Annotated in this window: 22 protein-coding genes; 3 read left to right on the top strand and 19 right to left on the bottom strand. The window is 30.3% G+C overall.

The window, feature by feature from the left end:
- Window positions 1-3: 3 nt before the first annotated feature.
- The 8 genes from QU666_RS03710 to QU666_RS03675 all read right to left on the bottom strand — a co-directional run bounded on the left by QU666_RS03710 (window position 4) and on the right by QU666_RS03675 (window position 12,619).
- The gene (locus QU666_RS03710) at window positions 4-648 is read right to left on the bottom strand and encodes a hypothetical protein (protein ID WP_021770012.1); all 645 of its coding nucleotides are present in this window, start codon (window positions 646-648) and stop codon (window positions 4-6) included.
- A 126-nt stretch (window positions 649-774) separates the two neighbouring features.
- A complete protein-coding gene (gene lpxD / locus QU666_RS03705; RefSeq protein ID WP_021770011.1) occupies window positions 775-1,791 on the bottom strand; it encodes a UDP-3-O-(3-hydroxymyristoyl)glucosamine N-acyltransferase in 1,017 nt (338 codons plus the stop codon).
- A gap of 118 nt (window positions 1,792-1,909) precedes the next feature.
- Window positions 1,910-4,237, bottom strand: coding sequence for an outer membrane protein assembly factor (locus tag QU666_RS03700; RefSeq protein ID WP_021770010.1), 2,328 nt, complete (start codon window positions 4,235-4,237; stop codon window positions 1,910-1,912).
- Between the two features lie 8 nt (window positions 4,238-4,245).
- Window positions 4,246-8,844, bottom strand: a complete 4,599-nt coding sequence (locus QU666_RS03695; RefSeq protein WP_036071750.1) for a translocation/assembly module TamB domain-containing protein — start codon at window positions 8,842-8,844, stop codon at window positions 4,246-4,248.
- Window positions 8,845-9,117: 273 nt separating this feature from the next.
- Window positions 9,118-9,534, bottom strand: coding sequence for an acetyl-CoA carboxylase biotin carboxyl carrier protein (gene accB, locus QU666_RS03690; RefSeq protein WP_021770008.1), 417 nt, complete (start codon window positions 9,532-9,534; stop codon window positions 9,118-9,120).
- A 95-nt stretch (window positions 9,535-9,629) separates the two neighbouring features.
- Window positions 9,630-10,634 carry a biotin-dependent carboxyltransferase family protein gene (locus QU666_RS03685; protein WP_021770007.1) on the bottom strand — a complete coding sequence of 335 codons (1,005 nt, stop codon included), beginning with the start codon at window positions 10,632-10,634 and terminating at the stop codon, window positions 9,630-9,632.
- The gene (pxpB, locus tag QU666_RS03680; protein WP_021770006.1) at window positions 10,634-11,380 is read right to left on the bottom strand and encodes a 5-oxoprolinase subunit PxpB; all 747 of its coding nucleotides are present in this window, start codon (window positions 11,378-11,380) and stop codon (window positions 10,634-10,636) included. Before pxpB ends, QU666_RS03685 begins: the two co-directional genes overlap by 1 nt.
- A 21-nt stretch (window positions 11,381-11,401) precedes the next feature.
- Window positions 11,402-12,619, bottom strand: a complete 1,218-nt coding sequence (locus tag QU666_RS03675) for an NRAMP family divalent metal transporter (protein WP_021770005.1) — start codon at window positions 12,617-12,619, stop codon at window positions 11,402-11,404.
- A gap of 662 nt (window positions 12,620-13,281) precedes the next feature.
- Here QU666_RS03675 and QU666_RS03670 point away from each other — a divergent pair.
- Together QU666_RS03670 and QU666_RS03665 are read left to right on the top strand one after the other, a co-directional pair.
- Window positions 13,282-14,574: an OmpP1/FadL family transporter gene (locus tag QU666_RS03670; protein WP_021769641.1), complete on the top strand. Its 1,293-nt coding sequence runs from the start codon at window positions 13,282-13,284 to the stop codon at window positions 14,572-14,574.
- A gap of 771 nt (window positions 14,575-15,345) precedes the next feature.
- A complete protein-coding gene (locus QU666_RS03665) occupies window positions 15,346-15,729 on the top strand; it encodes a hypothetical protein (RefSeq protein ID WP_021769643.1) in 384 nt (127 codons plus the stop codon).
- A 10-nt stretch (window positions 15,730-15,739) separates the two neighbouring features.
- On the opposite strand, the gene QU666_RS03660 is transcribed toward QU666_RS03665, so the two are convergent.
- Window positions 15,740-16,444, bottom strand: a complete 705-nt coding sequence (locus QU666_RS03660; protein ID WP_021769644.1) for a hypothetical protein — start codon at window positions 16,442-16,444, stop codon at window positions 15,740-15,742.
- A gap of 15 nt (window positions 16,445-16,459) precedes the next feature.
- On the bottom strand, window positions 16,460-17,179 hold the full coding sequence (locus QU666_RS03655; protein ID WP_051285849.1) for a queuosine precursor transporter: 720 nt from the start codon (window positions 17,177-17,179) through the stop codon (window positions 16,460-16,462).
- Between the two features lie 370 nt (window positions 17,180-17,549).
- Here QU666_RS03655 and QU666_RS03650 point away from each other — a divergent pair, with 370 nt between their 5' ends.
- Window positions 17,550-17,702, top strand: a complete 153-nt coding sequence (locus QU666_RS03650; protein WP_021770147.1) for a hypothetical protein — start codon at window positions 17,550-17,552, stop codon at window positions 17,700-17,702.
- 80 nt (window positions 17,703-17,782) lie between these two features.
- On the opposite strand, the gene QU666_RS03645 is transcribed toward QU666_RS03650, so the two are convergent.
- The 9 genes from QU666_RS03645 to QU666_RS03605 all read right to left on the bottom strand — a co-directional run bounded on the left by QU666_RS03645 (window position 17,783) and on the right by QU666_RS03605 (window position 24,165).
- A complete protein-coding gene (locus QU666_RS03645) occupies window positions 17,783-18,136 on the bottom strand; it encodes a hypothetical protein (RefSeq protein WP_021770148.1) in 354 nt (117 codons plus the stop codon).
- Window positions 18,105-18,455 (bottom strand): hypothetical protein, encoded by a 351-nt coding sequence (locus QU666_RS03640; protein ID WP_021770149.1) that lies wholly within the window; start codon window positions 18,453-18,455, stop codon window positions 18,105-18,107. Before QU666_RS03640 ends, QU666_RS03645 begins: the two co-directional genes overlap by 32 nt.
- Before the next feature lie 22 nt (window positions 18,456-18,477).
- Entirely contained in the window at window positions 18,478-18,804 is a 327-nt protein-coding gene (locus QU666_RS03635) for a hypothetical protein (RefSeq protein WP_021770150.1), read from the bottom strand.
- A 147-nt stretch (window positions 18,805-18,951) separates the two neighbouring features.
- Window positions 18,952-19,941 (bottom strand): glycosyl hydrolase 108 family protein, encoded by a 990-nt coding sequence (locus QU666_RS03630; protein WP_021770151.1) that lies wholly within the window; start codon window positions 19,939-19,941, stop codon window positions 18,952-18,954.
- Window positions 19,942-19,943: 2 nt separating this feature from the next.
- Window positions 19,944-20,366 carry a cytoplasmic protein gene (locus QU666_RS03625; protein WP_232218488.1) on the bottom strand — a complete coding sequence of 141 codons (423 nt, stop codon included), beginning with the start codon at window positions 20,364-20,366 and terminating at the stop codon, window positions 19,944-19,946.
- Window positions 20,367-20,438: 72 nt separating this feature from the next.
- On the bottom strand, window positions 20,439-21,230 hold the full coding sequence (locus tag QU666_RS03620; protein ID WP_021770153.1) for a hypothetical protein: 792 nt from the start codon (window positions 21,228-21,230) through the stop codon (window positions 20,439-20,441).
- 18 nt (window positions 21,231-21,248) lie between these two features.
- Complete coding sequence (locus tag QU666_RS03615) at window positions 21,249-22,250, bottom strand: hypothetical protein (RefSeq protein WP_021770154.1); 1,002 nt, start codon at window positions 22,248-22,250, stop codon at window positions 21,249-21,251.
- Entirely contained in the window at window positions 22,251-22,991 is a 741-nt protein-coding gene (locus QU666_RS03610; RefSeq protein WP_021770155.1) for a hypothetical protein, read from the bottom strand. It abuts the gene before it with no gap.
- Entirely contained in the window at window positions 22,984-24,165 is a 1,182-nt protein-coding gene (locus QU666_RS03605) for a baseplate J/gp47 family protein (protein ID WP_036071902.1), read from the bottom strand. The genes QU666_RS03610 and QU666_RS03605 overlap by 8 nt, the downstream gene beginning before the upstream one ends.
- Between the last annotated feature and the right edge of the window lie 11 nt (window positions 24,166-24,176).

The raw sequence follows: 24,176 nt of genomic DNA, 5'->3' as shown, positions 1-24,176 counted from the left end.
TATTTATTTATTTTGATTTCTAAGTTCTTCGGGTTTTTGTGTTAATCCAGTTGATGGTCCTGTCTCTGGTAATTCTACCGCTGTTTCTTCTTCAGCTCCACCAAGTGTGTTTAAGTTTGATAATGTTGTGTTTAATTTACCAAGTAACACATCAATATTTTCTGCTGTTAAAACTATTTTTTCTCCATTAGCTGTTTTCTTAACTACAAATTTTGTGACATTTTTTGATTTTGGCTTATCTTTTGCTTCAAGTTCTTCTTTAAATCTGTCATCAACTGACATTAAATGAGAACCGTTTCCTGAAAAAGTTTCTTGTGTCATTTTTTTGAAAACTTGTAAAAATATTTTTTCAACATCCACATTTGTTACTTCTACTGTTACAATTGTTGTTTCATTATCTTGTTTTTCTGTCTTGACAATTTTATATTCAAGATTTTTTAATAATGTCTTGAAAAGTAATTCTTGAATTTTATTGTTGTACTTAACATCCAAGTTCCCCTCAAAACTATCATCAATTGCATATTTTGCCGCTTCTTTCATCTTTTCATCTTTTACACTCTCAATAAATTTTGACACTGTTTTGTCAGGTCCTGACCCACAGCTAACTATGCACAAAAGCATAAAGATACCTAAAAGTATTTTTTTCATCTATAACTCCCTTCTCTCTCTATTTATAATATTTTTTATTATCTGTTATTTATTCTACATCATTTGAATTAATAAGTCAAGGAAGTTTTCAAATTTCACAACTTTGATGTGCAAAATTTTATATTTTTATTTTTTTGCTTCCGTTTTTTCCAATTCTTTTTCCAACTTTTTCATTCGTTTTACAAGTTCAGGAACTTTTCCCATCGCCATTTTTATTCTCAAGTCTTCTATATGTTCACGAAGCGGATAACCTGACATTTGCTTACCATTCGGCACATCATTAGTTACTCCAGATTTTGCGGCAATCACTACATTGCTTCCAATTTTCAAGTGTCCTGCTACTCCAACCTGTCCTGCAAGAGTCGAATTATCTCCCACTTCCACACTTCCAGAAATACCAGTCTGAGCCACAATTAGACAATTTTCTCCAATTATGTCATTATGGGCAATATGAACAAGATTATCAATTTTTGTACCTTTTTTTATAATTGTATCTCCAATTGCTCCTCTGTCAACACACGAATTTGCTCCAATTTCAACTTCTTCTCCCAATATTACGTGTCCAATTTGCTCAATTTTTACATTGTTTCCGTTAATTTTTACAAATCCAAACCCGTCAGATCCTATCACAGCTCCCGGCTGCAAGATTGTACCTCTTCCAACTTTTGTAAATTCCCGTATTGTTACATTTGAATAAATTATACAGTCATCACCTATTTCAGTTCCTTCAAAAATTGAAACATTTGGATAGATAACAACATTTTTTCCAATTTTTACATTATGTCCAATATAAGTGTTTATTTTTGATACATTTGCACTTTCATCAATTTTTGCAGAATTTTCTATCTGATTTTCAAACGGCTGTAATTTAGGCTTGAAATAATTTAGCAATATCGGCATGAGTTCCCTAGGATTGCCTTTTACAACAATAAAAGTCTTATTTGCAGGTAAATTTGGCAAATCAGGAACAATCACAGCTCCTGCACTGCATTTATCCATATTTTTTAACATCTTTTCATCTGCAGCAAACGTTAATTCCTTCTCAGTTGAATGAAAAAATGGAGCAATTCTTGTAAAACTTAACTCAGCATTTCCTCTTATTTCTCCATTTATCAATTTTGCAATTTCTTTTATATCATACATTTTGAATCTCTCCTTGCTTTGATTGTTAACAGTTATGAAATTTTTATAAAATTATAGGGATGAAATTAATCACCCCCTATAATTATTTTTAGTTTATATTTTAGTTAGTCTGAAAAAACTAGAATGATTGTCCAAAGCTAAAGTAGAATTTACCTTTATCTTTTTTCTCACCTTTTTTCTCAGGATCCATTGGCCAACCATAGTCAAATCTTAATGGCCCAATTGGAGTATTCAATCTTACCCCAACTCCATAACCTTTTTTAAGATCTTTAAAGTCATGAGCATCTTTTCTGTTTGGTTTATAGATTTTTTTACCTGTAATTGGATCTCTTGAATCTTTTTGCCAAGCATTTCCTATATCAAAGAACGCTACTAACTGTAATGTATCATTAATTTTTGTTCTATTTTCAATAGTTGCATGGAATTTATCAAATCCATCAAACGCACTGTAATCGTATCCACGTACAGATTCAGCTCCACCTATGCTAAATCTTAATGCTTCTGGAGTTCCACTTCCTGTTGTTCCCCAAGCTGCTCTATACGCCATTATATTTTTTTCACCAAAGAATGTTGGATGATAAGCTCTTAAATCTGTTTCAAACTGATCATATTTTCTAGGATCTTTTATAAGTTCTCCTCTTTCATACGACATTGTTGCATAAAATCCTTTTGTAGGACTGAACTTATTATCTCTTGTATCTAAAGTAACTGTTGGTCCCATTGCAAACAATTTATATTTATCATTTACTTTTTTATTTCCAAACAATTCTTTATAATTATCATATCTTGCAGAGAAACTTACTCCAATATCTTTATTAAGACCTTTACCAATTGTCCAACGAGTTCCGTATTTCTTAACTTTTTCTACTTCATCAGCTTCAGCATTGTCATCTACTGATTGAGTCCAATAAACTGCTCCTCCAAGTTGAACTTGTTCAGTTCCTTTTAACCAAGGATCAAACCAGCTAAGTTCAAATGTCTTATCTCCTTTATTTGAAGCTGAAAGTGTAAGTGAAGCATCTTGTCCTCTTCCTAAGAAGTTTGAATCTGATAATTTAAGTTCTCCTACTAATCCAACTGAAGTTCCGTAAGAAATAGTTCCATTAATTGACGTAGTTGGACGTTCTTCCACAAGTAATTTTATAACTCTTGCATTTGGATCATCTTCTTTTCCTTCAATTGACGGTACTATCTTAGTAAACATTCCTGTTCTATAAAGTTCTTTTACTGTACTTTCAATATTTTTCTCTTGGAAAATTTGCCCTGGTTTTAATTCTTGATATCTTTCAAATACATAAGGTTTTGTTCTTAAAGTCGAACGTTTTGAGGATTGTCTTTCGTTATCATTTTTTTCTGGTGCTTTTTCAAATGTAACAGAATCAACAACTCCTTCTGTCAATCCGATATTTACAACTCCTTCATTTGAAACATTTATTGTTTCAACTCTCGCTAAAGAATATCCATCTTTAGCATACAATTTAAGAATTCCATTATCATCTGGATTCAATAAATTACCATTTAAGATTTCTCCTCTTTTTATACCTAATGCTTTTTCTAGCTCTTCATCTTTATAAAGAGTATTTCCTTCAAAATTTATACTTTGTACATCTGGATTTTCTTGAACTTGGTAAACTATAGAAACTGTATTATCAGCTTTTCTGTCAATTTTTGGTTCAACTGTTGCAAAATATCCTGATTTGAATATTTTTTGTGCTCCATCCACTGCTCTTTGCGGTATAAAAATATCTCCCGCTTTAATTGGTAAATCTTTTAAATGTTCTGCCTTATCACGTTTGTTTGTACCTTCAATATCTACATTTGCTACTGTATATTCTGTTTCTTTTTGCATTTCTTCTTGCATTCTTTGTCTTTGCAGAACTGTTCCAGCATTTTCTACTTCTGCAACTTGAACTTCTATATTTACCACATTTCCACGAATTCTTGGAATAACATTAGCTTCTGCTACATATCCCAATCTTTTAAGTGCTAAATAAATATCACTTAAAGTTTTATTTGAATAAGTATCTCCTGTTTTTACAGGCATTTCAGGTATTAAAACATCTGGTGTAATTTCATTCAATTTTGTAAATTGAATTGCTCCAATTGTTAAATCTTCTCTTGCCTGTTCCTGAGCTTCAAAGATGTTGTTATTTTTTCGATTTCTTCTTGCTTCTTTTCTTTTTTCTTTTTTTCTTTTTTTCTTCACTTTTTCTGATAATTGATTAGCCATATCAATTTCGTCTTGACTATATCTAATTTTAACATCTGATATCTCATCATTTTGCTCTTCAGTTCCAGTAGTACTTGTTGTTGTACTGCTATCGGCTAACTCTTTTCCAATTATCCCGCTTTTTTCTTCAGCTTGCGACAAATTATTTACAGATACAAATAATGTTACCGCAATAATCAAAGCATAAATTTTATTTTTTACTTTTTGTTTTGACATTTTTCCTCCTATTTTTTTAATGTATCAAGTTTTTTCTTCCTAAATATTTTTCTTAAAATATCTCCGAATGTATTACCTCTAGTTGAAAAATCAATTCCAAAATAATAATTTACTCTTGCTCCATTGCTCATATTAGTGCTGGCTCTACTTCTATTAATACTCTCTCCTCCAAGCCGTAAATCTAAGTTGTTTGTAACACTATAGCTTAACCATGCGTTATATCCCATTGGTTTTTTTTCCTCAGATTTTGAAGTCTGGTATGGAAATTTAAATGAAGCATTCCAGAATAACTTGTCTTTATAAATATTATCCTGAAGTGTAACTGTTGTTGCAGCACTGTATTCTCCTGTTCTGTTCGAATGATCCACATTTGTTGAAACAGAAAATTTTGATATTCCAAGTGCCTCACTAATTTTACCAGTTACTGACGAAAAAATCAACTCATTTAATGCACTATTAACAAGAGAACCTGCAACTACTAATCCGTCAGCTGAATTTTCTTCAGTAGCTCCTCCTTTTTTTTCGCCATTTCCAACTACAGTATTAAATGCGAGCAATGACACAATTTCTTCTTTTGATTTCCCTGATGATGATGAAAATTTAATATCAGGTTTACTTACATTTCCACTTACATTTATTTCTATTCTATCTCCGTTTATTACTGTACTTGCATCAAATATTACAAATGGATCCGATACGGAGCTCGCTGCACCGTTAGTAGATGGAGCAAATCTTATTTGTGCACCATCTATTTTGAAATCATTTCCATTTACAGAAAATGATCCTCTTGTAATAGAGTAATCTCCATCTATTCCAACTTCACCACCAGAATATGAAACTTCTGAAGAACCTCTTATCGTTCCTTTTATATTTCGTACAATACTTACATTTGGAATTTTTAGTTTAACATTATTTCCAGCTATTACATTCAAACTAACTGTATACTGTTTTAATATTTTATCAATAACTTCTTCTACAATTCCCTCAACAATTGTCTTATCTTGAGCTTTCTTAGTTTTAGCTTCCTCTGATAAGTTTTCTGTTTCAGATTTTGAATTAAAGTCTGGTAATTCTCTTATTTCGGCATCATCTACAACCAAATCTCCAAACAATCTATTTTCTGTAAATATCAAGTTTCCTGTAAGTGCAAAGTCAATTCCTTTTCCGTAATGAAGTCCAACTTTATTAAGTGCAGCATTTAATTCAAATTTTCCTAATTCTAGACGTTTTGTCTGCATAAAATCAGCAGGAATCGTTGGAACATCTAAATCTCCTGTCACTTTAAAAGTTCCTCCATTGTATCCACCATCAAGACGATTTACAACAAATTTATTATTTTGTAAATCAATATTGGCATTTACATTATCCACAAGTGTTAATTTATCTTTTGTCTTATAATTAAAATTATCTAGTAAAATATGCCCTGTTGTAGAATTATTTGAGAAAATTGCATCTATATTTGCAATCCCTCTCGCCTGCTCAACATCTTTATTAACTCCTAAGAAGTCCAAATTAAAGTCTTTAGCAAGCATCGAAACATTATACTGTATAGGTGTAAATTGAATATATCCGTTTAACAATAATGGATTGTGTTCATATTCCAAATAAAACTGCCCAATGTTTAAAGCCTTTTCATTGGCTTGTAAATCAATATCCACTTTATTCACTGGAAAACCACTAAGTTTTATTTCATCTGACTGTATTTGAAGACCTGTTGTAAAGTTCTCAAAATTTCCACGATACATAAATCCGATGTCTATATCTCCACTGTATCCCTTATTTTTCAAATCCTGCACTGAATCAAGCGAAAACTTCTGTTTTTCCAACTTATAATCAATATCTACATTTGCCAAATCAAATTTAGTCTGTGTTTCAAATAATGTTTCTTCATTATCTCCAACAAATCTAAGTTTTTGCAAATCGAATGTCCCATATTTGAATAACTTGTCTACATTTCCATTAGAATATTCAAGTTCTGCAACAATCTGCGGAATTTTATAAGTTTTAAAACTCATATTCCCAAGAATTACTTGTCCTGCCAGATTAAAATTATTCAAATCTCCTTTTAAACTAAGATTTGATTTTGTTCCAAAAGTCAATTCCTTCATTTCCAAAAGTTTTGGAATATCAGGTTCGTTTAAACTAAGTCCAATATCTGAAATTCCAGTTTTCAAATCATATGTTCCATACAGGCTATTTTCACGTAAAGTTACATTTTCGAAATTTACAACCCCATCCTTTATTCTAAGATATGCATTTGTGTCACCTATATAATTTGAATTTATTGATGTTATTGCAGATGGCATTGTTATTTCTCCTGAAAGTTTATCAATTGTTCCCGATAAATTAGCATCCAATGTTCCAACTTTCAAATTAACCTTAGGCCCTGCAGTATTATAAATCATATAATCTCTTAATCCTGCATTTACATCCATTTTCCCAGTTTTCATATCAAATTTTCCACTAGCATTCAAATTTTCATTTTGGATACTTGTAATATTTACAACGTTATCTTTTATTCTCAAGTTTCCACTGACATTTTTAAGTCGCTGGTAACCAAACCACAGTTCATCCATATTTGTATTAACTGTTATATCCATATTTGCCAAATCATTGATTTTTCCACTTGCATGAAGATTTTCATATTCTCCAATATATTCTCCATACGGACTGTAAAGTTGATATGATCCAGAAATTTTATCTCCACTTCCACTAATTCTAGCTGTAAGTGTTGCAGGCAATTTCGCTTTATCTAATCCTTTGAAATTATAACCATTTGCTCTTAACAATTTTGCAATATCTATATTTTTAGGTAATTTCAATGAATAAGAATGTTTCATATTCGAACTTGTAGTTCCCGAAATATTTACTATTCCACCACCTTTTATTCCAGCTGTTCCACTTATATTGTAATTTCCGTTATGAATTTTTACATTGGCATTAATAGTATTTACAAACGGCATTGACAAATCCTTTATTTTCGCATTAATTTGTCCTGAACGAAGCATATTTTTTTCATTAAACTTCACAATTAAATTACTAACATCAGGATTAACTGTATAAGTCTTTCCACCATAATTTACAGTGAAATAACCACTACTATTGGCATTTACCACAACTGTCTGTGTATGTGGATTTACTGTATATCTTCCATTTAAAACATTGGATCTTACTGTTCCTGTTACAATATTTTTAGAAGATATATCAACCCTTCCAGTAACTTTCTTGATACTAAAATCTGATCCTAGATTATTTAAAACATAATCTCCTGTTCCAGTTTTCTTTTTCAAATCATACACAAATTTTGAAACTTTAACATCTTCATTCACTTTAAATCCTGAAAAATTTTCATTAAATACAAATGATGTATCAGTTAAAGTCAATTTTTCATCAGCAATTTTCATAGCAGTTTTTATATTCTGAAAATTATAGTTTGAAATTTTTATGTTATCTGAAGAAAATTTTCCATCAAGTGTAGCTTTCTTACTTTTGGTATTAACATTTACTTCAAGATTTCCAGTAACATTACCTTGTGCTGTAAACTTACTATCTTTAATTATCTTATATCTTGCAACTTCTTCAAAAGGTAAATTCTCAGTAACAAGTTTTAAATTTATCTTCTGATCTTGAACGAGATAATTTAGTACTAGAGATACTGGGCTTCCGCTTAATTTTGTGTCAGCATTTACCGTAATTTTGTCTTTTTTCAAATCAATTAAGGCATTTACCCCTTCAATATCGCCATCCAAGTCAACATATTTTAGTTTTCCATTTCGGATTTTCAGATTTCCTAAAGCGTTCATTGTCTTTTTAGCTTTATCATTTTCCAGTTTCAGTACACCATTTAATATTCCAGATTTTGCACTAATCATATCAAGTGGCACATACTGCCCCAGTTCCTCTGTTATTGCGACATTTTCAAAACCAAAATTCAGACGAAATTCCTTTCTTCTCTCATCACTGTTCTTCATCTTATCAAACATCGAATAAATCGACTGTTTTGACTTGATAAGCTGTTTTAATTCAATCTTTAATGTTTCCACTGTTCCATCTTCATTTTTATTTCCCAAACCTTTTGCAAAAAGTGAAAAACCACGAGATTTTGTAGCTTCCAGCCGTCCATTTACTTTTGTCAATTTTTTTGATATTTTTTTATTAAAACTTATATCTGTATAATTTAAAGTTGCATTATGAATATGAAGCTTTCCAATTCTACTCGTAGGATCAAATGTTTTTGGTTTTTTCGGTTGTGGCTTTATAACGTGAAAAATATTAAAATCATTATCTTTTCTACGCTCCAAATTTACAGTTCCATTGTAAATATCAATCCTATTAAGCCGTGTTGGCATAAGAAGACTTATTCCCGCAGTAGTTTTTTTCCCGTCAATAACAACATTTCCAGCCATATCTTTAACTTTAAGATCATTAACCTGAAGTTTATTAAATCCTATCAGTTTAACATCTTTAAACTCAACATTTAATCCGCTACTTTTCAAAATCGAAGTCAGCATACCCTTAAAGTTTTTGGTAGAGATATAAAACTTTAATGCAAATAAAGACAATAGAAGAAAAATAAATATAATTAAAGATTTCTTTATGTATTTCATCTCACGTTTTTTTACCTCCTCTTCTAGTATTTTGAAAAGGATAATTATTTTCATTGTCCTAATTTTCCATTTTTTTTAACATTTCTTTCTAATTTTTATAATCAAAAGAAACTATCCTTTTTATTTTACCACAATTTTACATAAAAATCTATTATTATATGTGTTTTTTTAACTTAGAGTTGTTTTTTTAATTTTATTAAAAAACAAAAGAGCTATCTCAAACTTAAAGATAACTCTAAAATTGTTACTTTTTTATAATATTCTTATTCTAAATTATATTTTTTTTACTCTAAATAACGGCTGACCGTATTCCACTTTCTGTTCATTGCTCACGAGTACAGCTTCTATTTCACAGTCAAAATCACAGTTTATTTCATTCATTAGTTTCATTGCTTCTACAATACATACTGGTTGCCCTTTTTTTACAGTATCGCCTACTCGCACGAAAGCTGGAGTTTCTGGAGAAGCTGCTGAATAAAAAGTTCCTACTATTGGTGAAGTGATAAAACTTTCCTCATCTGGCTCTTCCACAATTTCGACTTTTTTTTCTATATTTTTTGAAATACTTTGAATTTCTATATTATTTTCACGCTTTAAATTGATTTTTAAATTTCCTTCTTCAACTGTAATTTCTTTAAGCGTTGATTTTTCTATAATTTCTACTAATTTTTCAATTTGTTCTAAATCCATTTTTATTTTCCTTTCTGAAAATACGCTCAATTCCTTTAACAGAATAATAAATAAAACAGGATATTGAGCTAAATTTTTAACTTTTAAACAATAAATTAATCAAATAAAGTCTCAAGTCTTTTGGACACAAATCTCACATCCAGCACTTCCTTACAAGGTGCATGAATTTTTTTTCTAAATTGTGTAAATTCATTCATTTCTTCAATTAAAAGATTTTGTGCTTCTTCTACACTGATTGCTTTGAAACGAATTTTATGATCTGCTTTTCTTTGTACCAATTTTGGCAAATCCACTGTTACAACTGTCGCTATTTTGGGATATCCTCCTGTTGTCTGTCTATCTGCTAGTAAAATAATTGGTTTTCCATGCGCAGGAACTTGTATTGCTCCTAATGCTATTCCATCTGATATTATGTCAGCCGATTCTTTATGTGCAATATAAGGCCCTTCTATTCTACAACCCATTCTATCAAAATCATTTGTAATTGTAAATTCACTGTTTAAAAATGTTTTTTTCCCTTCTTTTGTAAAAAGATTATCTTGCGGTCCCATTATTACACGAAGCACTTCATCTTCCTGATTAAATTCATCCAGATCAAGCGTTCTTGAAAGAAAATATGGCAAATACCGCCTTCTTATTCTAAAAGAAATATAATCTCCTTCTTTTAAATTACGTCCTTTAAATCCACCAATCCTGCATTTCATATTTGTAGAACGACTTCCCATTATTACTGGGATATTTAAGTAGCACGAAAAAGCTATATAACCTCTTACACCTGTTCTTGCACCTTGAAATTCAAGCACATCGCCTTTGTTAATATAAATCGCAGTGTACATTGGGGCAGGCTTTTTATTAATTAATGGCTGAAAATCACCACCTGTTATTGCAATTATTGTTTCGCTTGTAAATTCAAGTGTCGGTCCAATCATTGTAAATTCAAGAACAGCCTCATTTTCAGGATTGTCAATAAGCATATTTGCAATTTTAAAGGAACGTACATCCATAACTCCAGATGTTCCAAAACCTTGACTCTGATACCCTGTTCTTCCAATGTCCTGAACAGTTGTTAAAAGTCCGCCTTTTAAAACTCTAAAACCCATTATTTCACCTCCTCTATATACACAACACACTCATACTTATCCTCATTTACTTCTTTTTCAATTTTTTCAAATTCTTCTTGTGAAATTGGTACAAAACGTATGTAATCTCCTGCTTCAAATAAAATTGGAACTTTCCTGTCAGGATTATATGTTTTTACTGGGGTTTTACCTATTAATTGCCAGCCTCCTGGTGATTCCAGGGGATAAATTCCAGTTTGAGCTCCACCAATTCCCACGCTTCCAGCAGGAATTTTTATTCTTGGATTAGCCAGACGCGGAGTATGAATTTTCTCATCAAGTCCACCTAAATAGGAAAATCCCGGTAAAAATCCAAGCATATAAATCAAATAATCTTTTGAACTATGGATTTTTATAACTTCCTCAACCGAAATATCTGCGTTTTTTGCTACAAACTCCAAATCAGGTCCGTGTTCTCCACCATAGCAAACTGGTATTTCATATATTTTTTTAGTTTTTACCTTTGTATCTACGTTTAATTTCATTATTTTATTCACTCTATTCAATAATTTTGCATATGTAATAACACGTGGGTCATAATGTATAAGAAGTGAACAAAATGCTGGTATCATATCCATTACCCCTTCTATATGCTGTTCCTTTATCAAATACGCAAGTGATGTAATTTTTCTATTAATTTCAGGCGATATAGCTTTTGGAAATTCAATTAAAATAGCTGAATCTCCTTCGGGAAGTATTTTTACTTCTTCCACCTGTTTTCCTGTCATTCCTATACCTTCTTTCTGTTTTTAACTAAATAATTTTGCTAAATTTCCTAACGAGGCTATTCCTAAATATGCTGTAATTAATACAACGATAATTCCCAATATTAAAAGTACTTTCGGATGTTTATAATTTTCTCCCATAATTGATTTTTTTTGTGAAGCAATTAAGCAAATTCCCAAAGTTACAGGCAAAATAAGTCCATTTAATGAACCTGCCAAAATTAACAATGTTGTAGGATTTCCCGCAATTGCCATTATAATTGTTGAAATTATAATAAATCCTATTATTACCCATTTTTCATGTTTTTCAATATTTTTATTAAATGTTTTTAAAAAAGATACTGAAGTATATGCTGCTCCAACAATTGAAGTAATTGCCGCACTTAATAGAACTAAACCAAAAAATCTATATCCAATTTCTCCAGCTCCTTGACGAAATGCATCTGCTGCAGGATTTTCAGCCGCCAAAGTTACACCCTTAATTACTACTCCCAACACTGCTAAAAATAATAGAACCCTTACAAGTGTTGCAATTCCTATTCCCATAATTGAGCTTCTATTTATTTCAGCCAGATTCTCTTCTTTTGTGATTTTTGCATCAATCAATCTATGTGCTCCTGAAAAAGTAATGTATCCTCCAACAGTACCACCAAGCAACGTCAAAATCGCAGGAATTAAGTTTGAAATACTTTCACTTGGTACAAAAGTATCTTTAACAGCCAGGCCTATTGGCGGTTTAACAATTAAAATAACAATAAATATTACAACTATCATACATCCACCGAGCACTTTTGTAAGCATATCCATAGCTTTTGTTGCATTTTTTAATAAAAATATTGTTATCGCAACACCACCAGAAATAAAATATCCAGCCATTTTAGGAATACCAAGCAAAGCATTAAAACCTAACGCACTTCCACCTACATTTCCAATATTAAACACAAGCCCTCCTAACGCTACAAGAAATGCTACAAAATATCCAAGTCCTGGAAGTAATTTATTTGCCACATCCTGTCCACGCAGTTCGCTCACACACAAAACACGCCACACATTAAGCTGCACGATCATCGCAAGTAAAACAGATACCAATATTACAAACCCAAAATTTGCCTTCACATCATTCGTAAATTTAGCTGTTTGTACTAAAAATCCTGGTCCAATAGCAGATGTTGCCATAATAAATGCTGCTCCCAGTAGTACACTGCTATTTTTTGACTTTTTCTCTACATTGTTTTTACTCATAGTCTTTACCACCTTTACTAAAATTTTTCCTTCAACCTAATTTTCACATTGATTCGTTCTAAAATTTAAGTTTTTATTGTGAAATTGGTTTTAGAATACTTATCTATGCTATAATTATAGTATATAAATTATATATTGTCAAAGGTTTAATCATATATTTTTTTTATGTTTCAATATTTTTTTATAATGCTTAATTTATTTTACAAAAAATTTTATTTATGTATAAAATCCATTTAAAAATAAACTTATACTAAATCCCATTTAAATAACGAACTTAATTACAAACTTTTTTAATAAAGGATATAAAACTAGTATTTGCAAATAGTTAAAATCTTAAAAATTCTATAATAAATATACAAAAAATAATAAAAATCAATTTAGTTGAATAAATATGAATTAGCTATTATACAACCCTATTATAAAAATTTATTCCTATGTTTAACAGGGTTTAGTATTATAAATTACAACTATTCTTTTAATCTTAAATTTGACTAATTTTTATAAATTCAACGTAAAAAAATAGAATATATTTATATAACTTATATACTAAATAATTTTGTTGACTTTTTATATAACGCATGTTATATTATTATGTACTTAGATTTTTATTATTATAATTTAAAGTATAAAAATAAATTATTAATACAAAAAGGAGAACTTTTATGAAATTAAAAATAGCAATTATGTCAATTTTATTTACAATTTTTGCAAATGCAGCAAGTATTGACTATTTATCAAATAACTCAGCATCATACTTTCAAAATCCATCTCAAACTGGACAAATTTCTGTAGAAGGTGTATTTTACAATCCAGCAGGAACTGTATTTTTAGACGATGGAACTTATATTAATGCAAATTTACAAAATTCATTAATTGAAGAATCAATGACATTAAAAGGAAAAAAATTTAAATCAGACAGATATGCAGGAGCACCATCATTTAACCTTTTACACAAAAAAGATAACTACTCTCTTTTTGGAAACTTAAGTGTTATTGCAGGGGGAGCTACTCTTCGTTATAAAAGCGGTGTAGCAGGAATTGAACTCGCTGGTGAAACTTTTAATAACTTAACAGGTGGTAAACTTGGAGCAACTGTTGTAAAAAATCGTTTTACTGGACAAAACCGTTACTATCAGCTAATGCTTGGAGGAGCATATAAAATTAATGACAATTTCTCTATGTCAGGAGGATTAAAATATGTTTATGCTCACAGAAAACTTGATGGAGAAGCTCAATATGACTACAATACTCGTGTAGGTGCAGCAATTGGACTTAGCAAAAACTATTTATCAATGAATTCAAAACGTAATGCCAAGGGTATTGGAGCAGTTATTGGATTTGACTACAAACCAACTGACACATTAAACTTTGCCATAAAATACGAAACTCCTGTAAAATTAAAATTTAAATCAAAAGCACAGGAAGACAACAAAATGTTACTTGCAAGACGTTCTCTTGGAATTTCATTCTTTTATCCTGAATATGCAGACGGTGTACATTCAAGACGTGATTTACCAGGAGTATTGGCTTTAGGAGTATCAAAGGATATAAATAAATGGACTCTTTCCAGCGGATATACACATTACTTTAACAAAGCCGCAAAAATGGATAGATTCAAGTACAACGACGGATATGAACTAAACTTCGGAGTAGATTACAGAATAAACGACAAATTCACTTGGCACGCTGGATTCAATTACGCAAATACAGGAGCCAAAAGAGAATCATTCTCTGATGTAGAATTTGCAATAAACTCGCAGATTTACGCAACAGGAATAACTTATAAACCAACAGAAGCTTCAGAATGGAAATTCGGAATTGCCCATGTAAACTACAATGCTGCCAATGGAAAACGTGAACAAACTTCACTTCCAGGAATCTACATTGATAAATCAAAAGTAAAATATGACAAAAATATAAATGTATTTACAGTTGGTTACACACATAAATTCTAATTTAAAAAATTATCAATTTTATAAAAACTTTAAAGACAATCTAAAAAATTTGTTTTTAAAGTTTTTTTATTGTATAATCTATTTAAAACCTATTTTTTTAAAATCAACAATTAAGTTATTTTCTAAATTTTTTTAATTATTTTAGTTAATAATGGTTTTTCCTTTATTTTTATGTTTTTTATCTTTTTAAAGCAAGGGAAATCAATCGCCATTTCCCTTGTAACCCTGGCTCGTCTAAGCATTTTTTCGAAATGAAATTGAAACTCGCTTTTTAATAAAAGTTATTATCAACTCTTAAACTAATTATAACTTAAATTTTTTGAAAAAGCTCAAACAATCAATTTCATTCCAAAAAAATCACGACACTTTTTAGTTTAATTATAATGGTTAATTTAACTAAAACAAAAATCTCGGAAATTTATAACAAATATTATTTTTAACAAATTTTGATTAATTTTCATTAAAAAATTTTAAATTATAACAAAATAAACTTTTTTAATTTTAATAAATTGACGGAGCTTTTATTTGTTCAACTACGACTGTTTGACGACTATAAGGAGGAGTTTCGGAGTTGGGCAAATAAAAGTCGTAGTCTAGCCATAGGTGCAGGATTTGCGGCAATGAGCAATCCTGCGAAAATATAAAGAGAAGGAACATAATAAAAATAGTAAAAATCGTTATTAACTAAAATAATTAAAAAAATTTAGAAAATAACTTAATTGAATATTTAGAAAAAATTTATATAATTAAATAAAGAAAGAAGGAAAAAAGATGATTTTTTTAGATAAGGCTATTTTATATTTAACACAAAATATTGAAAAACCACGTGAAATAATTGAAGAAGAACTTGAATTTGTAATAAAGCAAAGTATTTTGAACTATTTAGTGAATGAAAAAGGGATAGATATTAGTGAACTTTCTGATTTGAATGTGACACTTGTTATAGATTTTGAAGATGATTTAACTAACAATCGGAAAAAGATGATTGTGGAAGAATATATGTTTGAAATAAATCATAAAAATAACCCGCTAGTTCGTACTTTTAGACTTGGAACTGACAATGAGCATTATGTCCGAAGTGATTTAAAGGAACTGGAAAATGAAATTGATATGTTTGAAAACGGAATTGGAGTTTCAAAAAATAAAGGGGAATAATACCCCTTTTTTATTGTACATACACTCCAAAATCTTTATTATCAACTAAAATTTCAATATTCTGATTTTTATTCAATTCTGGATAAATTTCTGTCAAGAACCATTTTACAAGTTCTTCATCCCGCTCCACTTTTGTATCATTATTCACAAATACACTTAAGGCTATTTCATCAAAATACTCCTGAGCAAGTTCTATATCTCGTAAAATCATTTCTTTTGTCTGCCCTTTTATACAAATCATAAAAAGTCCCATCTTATATTCTTTTTTTATTTTTTCCAAAACTTTATCATTTGTAATAAAATTTTTGGTAAGTACTTTTGTTCTAAATTCATTATCAAAAGTTTCCATTCCAATAGCAAACCGCACTTCCTGCTCACTAAAATATTCCCTTATTTCATTAAGCCTGTTTATATACCCAAAATACGCTTCAAAATACAATATTTTTATATTTTTCTCACGACAAACTTCCTTAATTTTAGAAAGCGTAAAATCATTCAGTTCAAAAACAGAGCCAGAGTTTATAACCTGTAAAACTCCTTTTTCACCAGTAATCTGATTAATCGCCTCTAAATTTACTCTGTTCATTTCCTCTTCATTATCTGTATTATCCAAAATATAATTACAAAATGCACATTTTCCATATGCACAGCTGAATCCTTTTAAAAGTACTATTTCTCTAGGATTTTTTTCTTTTATTACACTATATCTTATCATTTTTATTCCTTTTCATTAATCTTCACTTACTTTTCCGTTATTTTTCCAAATTGTCGCAATATATACAAACGGTGTATCCAATAATGCAATTACTACTTTTAGGAAATAAGTTGAAAATATAATTATAATTATTTCTTTCATTGAATAAACTCCTAAAAATGCCATAAACGAGAATACTATATTATCAAGTATTTGACTTAACATAGTGCTTGCATTATTTCTAATCCAAATATCTTTAAAGCCTGGACGCAATTTTCTGATTGCCTGATAAGACCAGATGTCAAATGCCTGTGAAGCCGCAAATCCAGTTACACTTGCTATTGCCAGTCTTGGCATAAATCCAAACACTTGACTCAAAGCCCCTTGCATAGTGTCAGACGGTGCTACCTGTATTTTTAGGACAATTTGCATAATAAAAGTTGTAAACAGCATTGAGGCAAATCCTAGTGAAACCACTTTTCTAGCATACTTCTTTCCTTCATTTTCAGAAAGAATGTCTGATGCCAAATAAATCCCGCCAAATGCAATATTTCCCATTGTCGTATCCACACCAAATAAGGTCATCATCTTCCCAACCTGAATATTTGCAATAACTATTGAAAGCGGTACAATTGAAAGTAACCCTGCCTTTCCCCAAAATCTATAAGCCAAGATAACCGCTGTAAAATTAAGCAATAGGTATCCTAACCACATTAATTCATTTACTCCAAACTGAAAGTTTCTAAAAAATTCCAAAATTTTCCTCCTTATAATTTTTATTTTTTATTTAATTAAATTTTCCCTATTTTTTTAGACAAATAAAAAACACACACTATCCTTTTGAATAATATGTGTTTCCAAAAGGTTTTTTTTAGAGATGGATTTTCCCAAACATCATTATATTTTTTATTACTATTATTTACAGTTATTTTTACTGGCTTTTATTATACAAGCATTTAGCAAAAAATGCAAGAAAATAATAATTTTTAAAAAATTTGCCCCTTTTTTGCCCCCTAATTGATAAAATAAAAATTCTCTACCAATACCACAAATATCAATAGAGAATAACATAATCCTTTGTAAATTTATTTTATCAAATCCTTACTAAAAAATCAAGGAGTGATAAATGAAAAATTTAAAAATCAAAAACTTAGATGAAAAAGACATTCAAAATTTGAAACAAATTAAAATTATAGAGCTGGAAGAGATGGAAATTCAGGATTTGAAAATTCTGAAAGTTAAAATTGAAACAGCCATAAAAACAAAAGAGAGTGATTAGGCTCTCTTTTTATTCTATTTCTTACTACAAAATTCCTATTTTTCAAAAAAAAGATAGCCATTTCTGGCTACCTCTATAATTTATTTTCCTTTGTTTGTGTCACTCATCTTTTTGTTATAGTAATACAGTATAATTAATGATATTACTATGCTCAACATAACTATTATAATATTTTCTATCAAAGATTTTTCCCTTAACGACTCTATTAAAGATATTTTTTGTGTCTTGTTTTCCAGTATCAATTTTTCTATATTTCTTTTGTACTGCCAATCTCTCTGGGCTACAGACAAAATTGAACTGATAGTATAAAGCACAATTAATTTCACTATTCCTTTGTTTGCAAAGTTTATTTTTTGGCTTTCCTGAAAATCTTTATGCTTTTTATCTTTAAATATCAAATCCCTAATCGTCTTTTTTGTCCCAGCTATCGCCATTATTCCCACCACCTAACCATTTATCAATAAGCCTATCCAATGCCTTAGGCACTTTATCCTCAAGAACTTCAATTATCAATTCTACAAAATAACCTACAACAATTATCAGTAACATCACTACAATATCTATTTCAGGAATCTTCTTTAAGAAACCCAAATACATCAAAACATATAAAGCTAATGCCATTATTCCGTATAGAATCCTAATTGCTATTGGATTTATTTTCAAATGGTTGTTTACTCTGTATAATAAATTTCCTAGCGTTCCTAAAATCAATCCGTACACTATGAATACCAAATCGACTAAATAATTTTCCATTTCTGCTCCTTATTTCTGAATTTTAAAGTATGTTTTTGTTTCCTGCTTTTTCTACATCGAAAATTTGTTGTAATATAACTTTTAAGTCAAATGTTTTTCTAGCTTCTTTTAAAACTTCTGTCAAAACTTCTTCGCCAATCTCTTCAGCAAAGTTAGGAATAAATTTTCTGTCAATTGATTTTTCTTTTTCCAATAATTCTTCTAATTTATCCCAAAAGCCTTCATACACCTGATTAAATTTTTCTGCTCCAGCTTTTCCTTTTGCAACTATCTCTGTTTTATAGATTAAAGTTTTTCCTAATTCCAATATTTTACCTGTCAAATATATTTTTGCTGCTAATTTATCCATTTTTATCTCTCCCTTTTCTTATTTTATTAAGTATCAATTTTAAGCTAGCCAACAAGCCCTACAATCAATTTTATCTTGCTAGCTAACCATTTATACCAAAATTATTTTTAACGTTGAAATTCAGCTTGTATTCAAGCCATTTGTACATTACTTTAGTTCAAAATGTGGCGTATCGTTCATTTTCCAATTTCCTCCCCACTCAATGTTAATATTTTTGCTTTTTGCTACTGCCAAGATGTGATTTGCTATTAATTTCAATTTCTTCTCATCATACCCTTCTTCAGATGTGAATTTTCTATATACACCATTTTCAATAACTCCGCAAGGAAATATGTCAACTGCGTGTCCATATCCATCAGCTTTGATTTGATGGTTTGATTTTGCTTTTTTCCCATCGCAATTTGTTACAATTCTGCCTGGCTTATTTCTTCCGATTTGATATAAAGCAAACTGTTCTTCCGTTGTCCTAGCTCCGTCTGTAATTCTAAAATCATAAGGGCTATCTGTAATCGCGGTTTTCATAACTTCAACCAGCTTTGGATGTACTTTTTCCATTTTATCTAGACTTGACTGGGCAAAAGAATATTTTTTATTCTCTGTTACTGTATTTTCCTTATCCCAATCTTTCAAATACTCCTCCTTTCTCTGAACTCTGTTTAACCAGCCTGTCAAAAATCTTTCTTGCGTTCTATCAGCTTCAACTTTTCCTTTGTAATAAATTCTCTGCAAGTTGTGATAAACTTCCAAAAATTTTTCAGGATCTGCTGCATTCAATGCTTCCAATGTTTTATTTCCAATTATTCCGTCTACATCAAGATTTGCATTTGTCAATTGATTTATGGCAATCTGTGCGTTTTTTGTTCCATTTCTGCCGCTATTTACAGCCCAATCGCATATAGATAATGCCACTTTATCATTTACAACTTTATCCAGCTTGTTTCCTAAGTAATATTTTTTCAGATATATATTTTTTGCAAAATCTATTGTTAAATCTTGCATATCTCCCTTATACCCAAAGTCTCTTGCTTCTTCTTCAATGATTCCGTATTTTGTTTTTCCTCCCTTATCATTCTTATCATTTGAATATCCGCCCTCAACTTTTAGTAGATAGTCAAAAATCTTTTCAAATCTGTTCATTTTTATTCCACCTTTCTTCCTAATAATTCCATATCTTTTAAATACTTATACAACTTTGCAGGGCTGAACTGATAGCCAACTCTATCCTTTAATGATTTACCTTTATAGGTCAACGTGAACTGCAAAGCATAATCGATAGCGTTCAGGCAAAACTCACTGCAAAAAAATCGATTATCGTCCTGCACCTTGTCAGCATAGAAAAATTGCCCTAAAATTCCTAAATAATCATAGCCCTTACCTTGAGCTGTTCTAAAAAATTCAATCACATCTTTGGGATCGATATTTTTATCAAGCTCGTAAATTTCCATATTTTTCTGATACTCAAATTTCCTTGTTCTAACTCCTCCAGGATTAGATAAAAAAATTTGACCATTGTAAATAAATTCAACATGTGAATATTTTCCAAGCGTCCACAAGGCTATCAAATGCCCTATTAATCTCCTAGGTTTATGGAAACATATATATAACTTGTCTTTTTCTAACTGCATAAATACCTCCTAACCTTGCTTTATTTCACTTTCAAACAATTTGTTATATTCAACTTCAGCATTAAATGTTTTCAGATCCTCAACCGTCTTGTTTTCCAAACTGTGCGACAATGTTGTCTCGGCAACCATTGAAACGGTTGTGTGCTTTCTCATTATTTCCGACATCTCTATGAACTTCTGCACCGAAACATTTACGTACTTTTCAGAACCGTCTTCTGTATAAAATTTCCAATTATTATACTCTGAATTCATCAAATCACCCATTACTTGAGTGAAGTCCAGTTTCTGACCCTTAGCAATTTTACCCATAAGTCCGAGAACAAACCTAAGAACTAAACTGAATAATATTTTGGTTATATTACTTTGGTCTATTGTCCTGTTATGTTGTAAATACTTAGTTCCTTTCACTTCAAACTCAAAGGGCTTTTTTTCCCTTTCAAGCCTTAATTCATAAAGCTCCTGTTTTAATTTTTCAATCTTCTCTTCCTTCTTATACTTGATCTGATTATTTTCGATATACTCAAATTCAGATAACTCAACTGTTTTGATTTTTCCGTCCTCTACTAGTTCATTTTCGGCTAAAATATATTTTCCAGCCTTGTAAAGTTCCTCTTTTGTAGATTCTCTTAATTTCCCTTTTTCTAAAACTGGATTTTGATATTCAATTTCTGAAAAAATATGATTTTCTTTGTTAAAATCTGGGAAAAATAAAGTTGACTCTTTTTTGAAATCTTCTAAGTTTGAAATAATTGGTCTTCCGATTATCTCCAATGTATTTTTATCGTATATATTTATTATCATTTTCCCTCCTATTTTTTATTATTTAGTTAAATAAGTAACATTGAAGTATAGAGCTCCCTTGATACTCTGATGCCCACGATAAATTACTCTGCCGTCAGTTTCGATTTGAACACCAGCATTTTCAGTTGTTCCCAATTGTCCAAGCGGGGCAACTGTGTAATGCAAAGGTCTGAATTTTTCGGGAAGATTAAAAAGCACTGTACCCGCAGTGACACCTTTCCAAGCATCATTACTATCCATTGACAATATACACAAACGCCCGATTTTAAAAACTTTTGCTTGGGTCAAGTGTCCGAAAATCACATGTGTTTCAATTGTGTACAAATTTTCCACTCTATCTGAAAGTGGTTTGTTGGAGATAGCTCTGAATTTAGAACTTTCGTTGTAAGTCAGGTTAGTATTTTCTATACATTCGTAATAAAATTTTGTAACGTTATCAAAGTAAAATTTCCCTTTAACTTTTGCTCCTGTATCTTGAATGTTTCCACCAAATTCTATCCCTAGAATTTCGGCTAATCGATTGCCTTCTAGGGATGTTCCTAATGTTGTGCCATACAATGTACTGTCTGATAAAACAAAAGAATTATTGCTATAATTTAACAAATATTCTTTTTTATCTTTCAAAACTCCTTTATCCAATTTTTTCGCTGAATTTTCTTTAACTCTGTAAATCGGATATTCTACGCCACCCAATTTTAAAAATACATCATCGTATTGATTTTCTTTGTCTATTCTGATTAATAATTTTAATCCATCGAATACTCCAAATTCTTCAATTCCAACCAACATTACCTCATAAATATCTTTATTTGTACCTGATGTTCTTGTTGCGTTTAAAGTGTGTACCAGTCCTTTTTGTAAATCGTTCATAATTTGAGCCGTTAAAGTTGTACCGATTTGGCTCGCGGTCTCCTCGCCTTTCCAAATGTGTCTCACTAATCCTGCTCCGACATCATTGGCGTTTTCAACTTTGTAAACATCCAAATTAGATCCTATCCAGTCTTTTATTTTTTTTAACATCTATCTTACCCCTTCCTGTGTAATTACGTTCATTTTAGCCAAATTACTTTCATAATTTTTTTGCTGCAAAATTTCATCATAAAAACTATCTTCAATATTTAACATTCTTTTTACCCCTATAAGTGCTCCATTTGAAATATAATTTGCTGTCTGCACTCTATATTTAAAATCAATTGTTATTTCAACTCCTTTTGCTCTTATTTCAAGCAAAATACTTAAAACGCTTTTTTTAACATATGTTGGCAATCTTTTGTTCAAAACTATATAAATGCTTCCTGCTTTTTCCTTGTAAAACTGCGTTTCAAATTTTCCTTTAAAACTTCCATTTTTTATATTGAGATCAATATCTTTATTATTAGTTTTTACAATTCCTTCTTTAAAAATAAATATATTCTGCTCATAATTTTCAATTATAATTTTTAATACACTTATTATTGTTTCAAAAGTAGCGTTTCGGCTTTTTCTTGAAATTTCAGCAAGTATTCTTTTCCTGTATTCCTCATCATTTTCTCTTGTATTTCTTTTCAAATTAAACGATATTCCAAACTTATCCAAAACATATCCAGTTGCCTTCATAATATCCAGAGACTTTAGCAGCTCATATATTCCTTTACTCACTTGCCTTATTTCTTCTAAATAAAGCTCCAGCAAAAAATAATTGTTGCTTTCCTTGTCCCTTTTATACATATGTGGAAACTTGCTGATTATCTCATCTGTATATTCTTTGCTATCTTTATACATAAAGCACCTCGATATTATTTTCATTTATTTGAAATTTTTGACCCACAGGAACATTGAAAACTTTATCAAAATTTTGAATTGCTACACTGGATTCTGTTAATCCCATTTTTAGATTAATTTTTCTTATATCGTCAATTCCTAAAATTTCTGAATACGTTTTTAAATAGCTGATAGATTCCCCTGTCCTGAGATTATTAATATAGTTTAATATCTCTTGCTTGATTTGTGGTGTCCAACGGTTATCTCTTTCATCAGAATTTTTTGTTTCTAATACTTCAACTTTAATTAATAGCGTACTGTATTTAATAATGTTGTACGTTATTTTTCTTTCAAACATATCCCTTTTTATTTTTTTTTCAAACGTTTGCGCATTAGAATCTGCGAGTGTTAATATTCCATCCGCTTTCAAATCCAGTATAGTTTCAAAAATTTTGTTATCAGGAGTTCCTTCAAGAAATATCTTAATAGTTCCAGCTTCTGTTGCTGGCTCTGTTTCGGGATCTAGTATTAATACATTTTTTACATTCTCCAATGCCATAAGTCCGTTATACAGTGCTGAATGTGTTGCAGTCTGTTCGATTGTTTGCTTTCTTTTTAACCTTGCTCTGTAAAGGCTATCACTTTCATCATCTGCTCCACCAATTACATCAACATCATTTGTAATCTTAGCAACCCCACCGTATTCGGTTGTAAATGAAACATCACTCGTGATATTACTCTCGTTTCCAATTTCAACCGCTTGAATAAATCCTACTCCATAATATTCGTTATTATCCAATTTATCCAATGTAACATTGGATAATAATCTGTATTCTTTTTCAGCATATTTTATAATAGTTTGTGCTGGTATAACTCTATTCTTTTCTCCTGTTATTTTTACCTGTCCAGTTGCGTACGCCCCTGGATTTCGTGGAGTTCTTAATAAAGTTCCAAAGTAATCCAAATATACACCTGTTGCCGTATTTAAATTCGTTTGATTATTGAGTTCCAAAAGTTCTTCCCATAATTTTGATAACTCGAACCCTATCGCCTCTGAATGAATCCCCTCAGGAGTGTTAAAATCCAAAGTATATTCATTGTCCTGCAATCTTGCTTTGTACCGTTTTTCTACATCTTTCATAATATCTGAAAAACTTTTTAATACAAACCCTGTATCCGTTACTCCAAAATCCATTATTCCTCCTT

It is taken from the genome of Leptotrichia sp. HMT-225, from assembly GCF_030644325.1.
Classification (GTDB): domain Bacteria; phylum Fusobacteriota; class Fusobacteriia; order Fusobacteriales; family Leptotrichiaceae; genus Leptotrichia; species Leptotrichia massiliensis.
The sequence above is the reverse complement of the archived record's forward strand: the minus strand, read 5'-3'. Positions and strand labels throughout refer to the sequence as shown.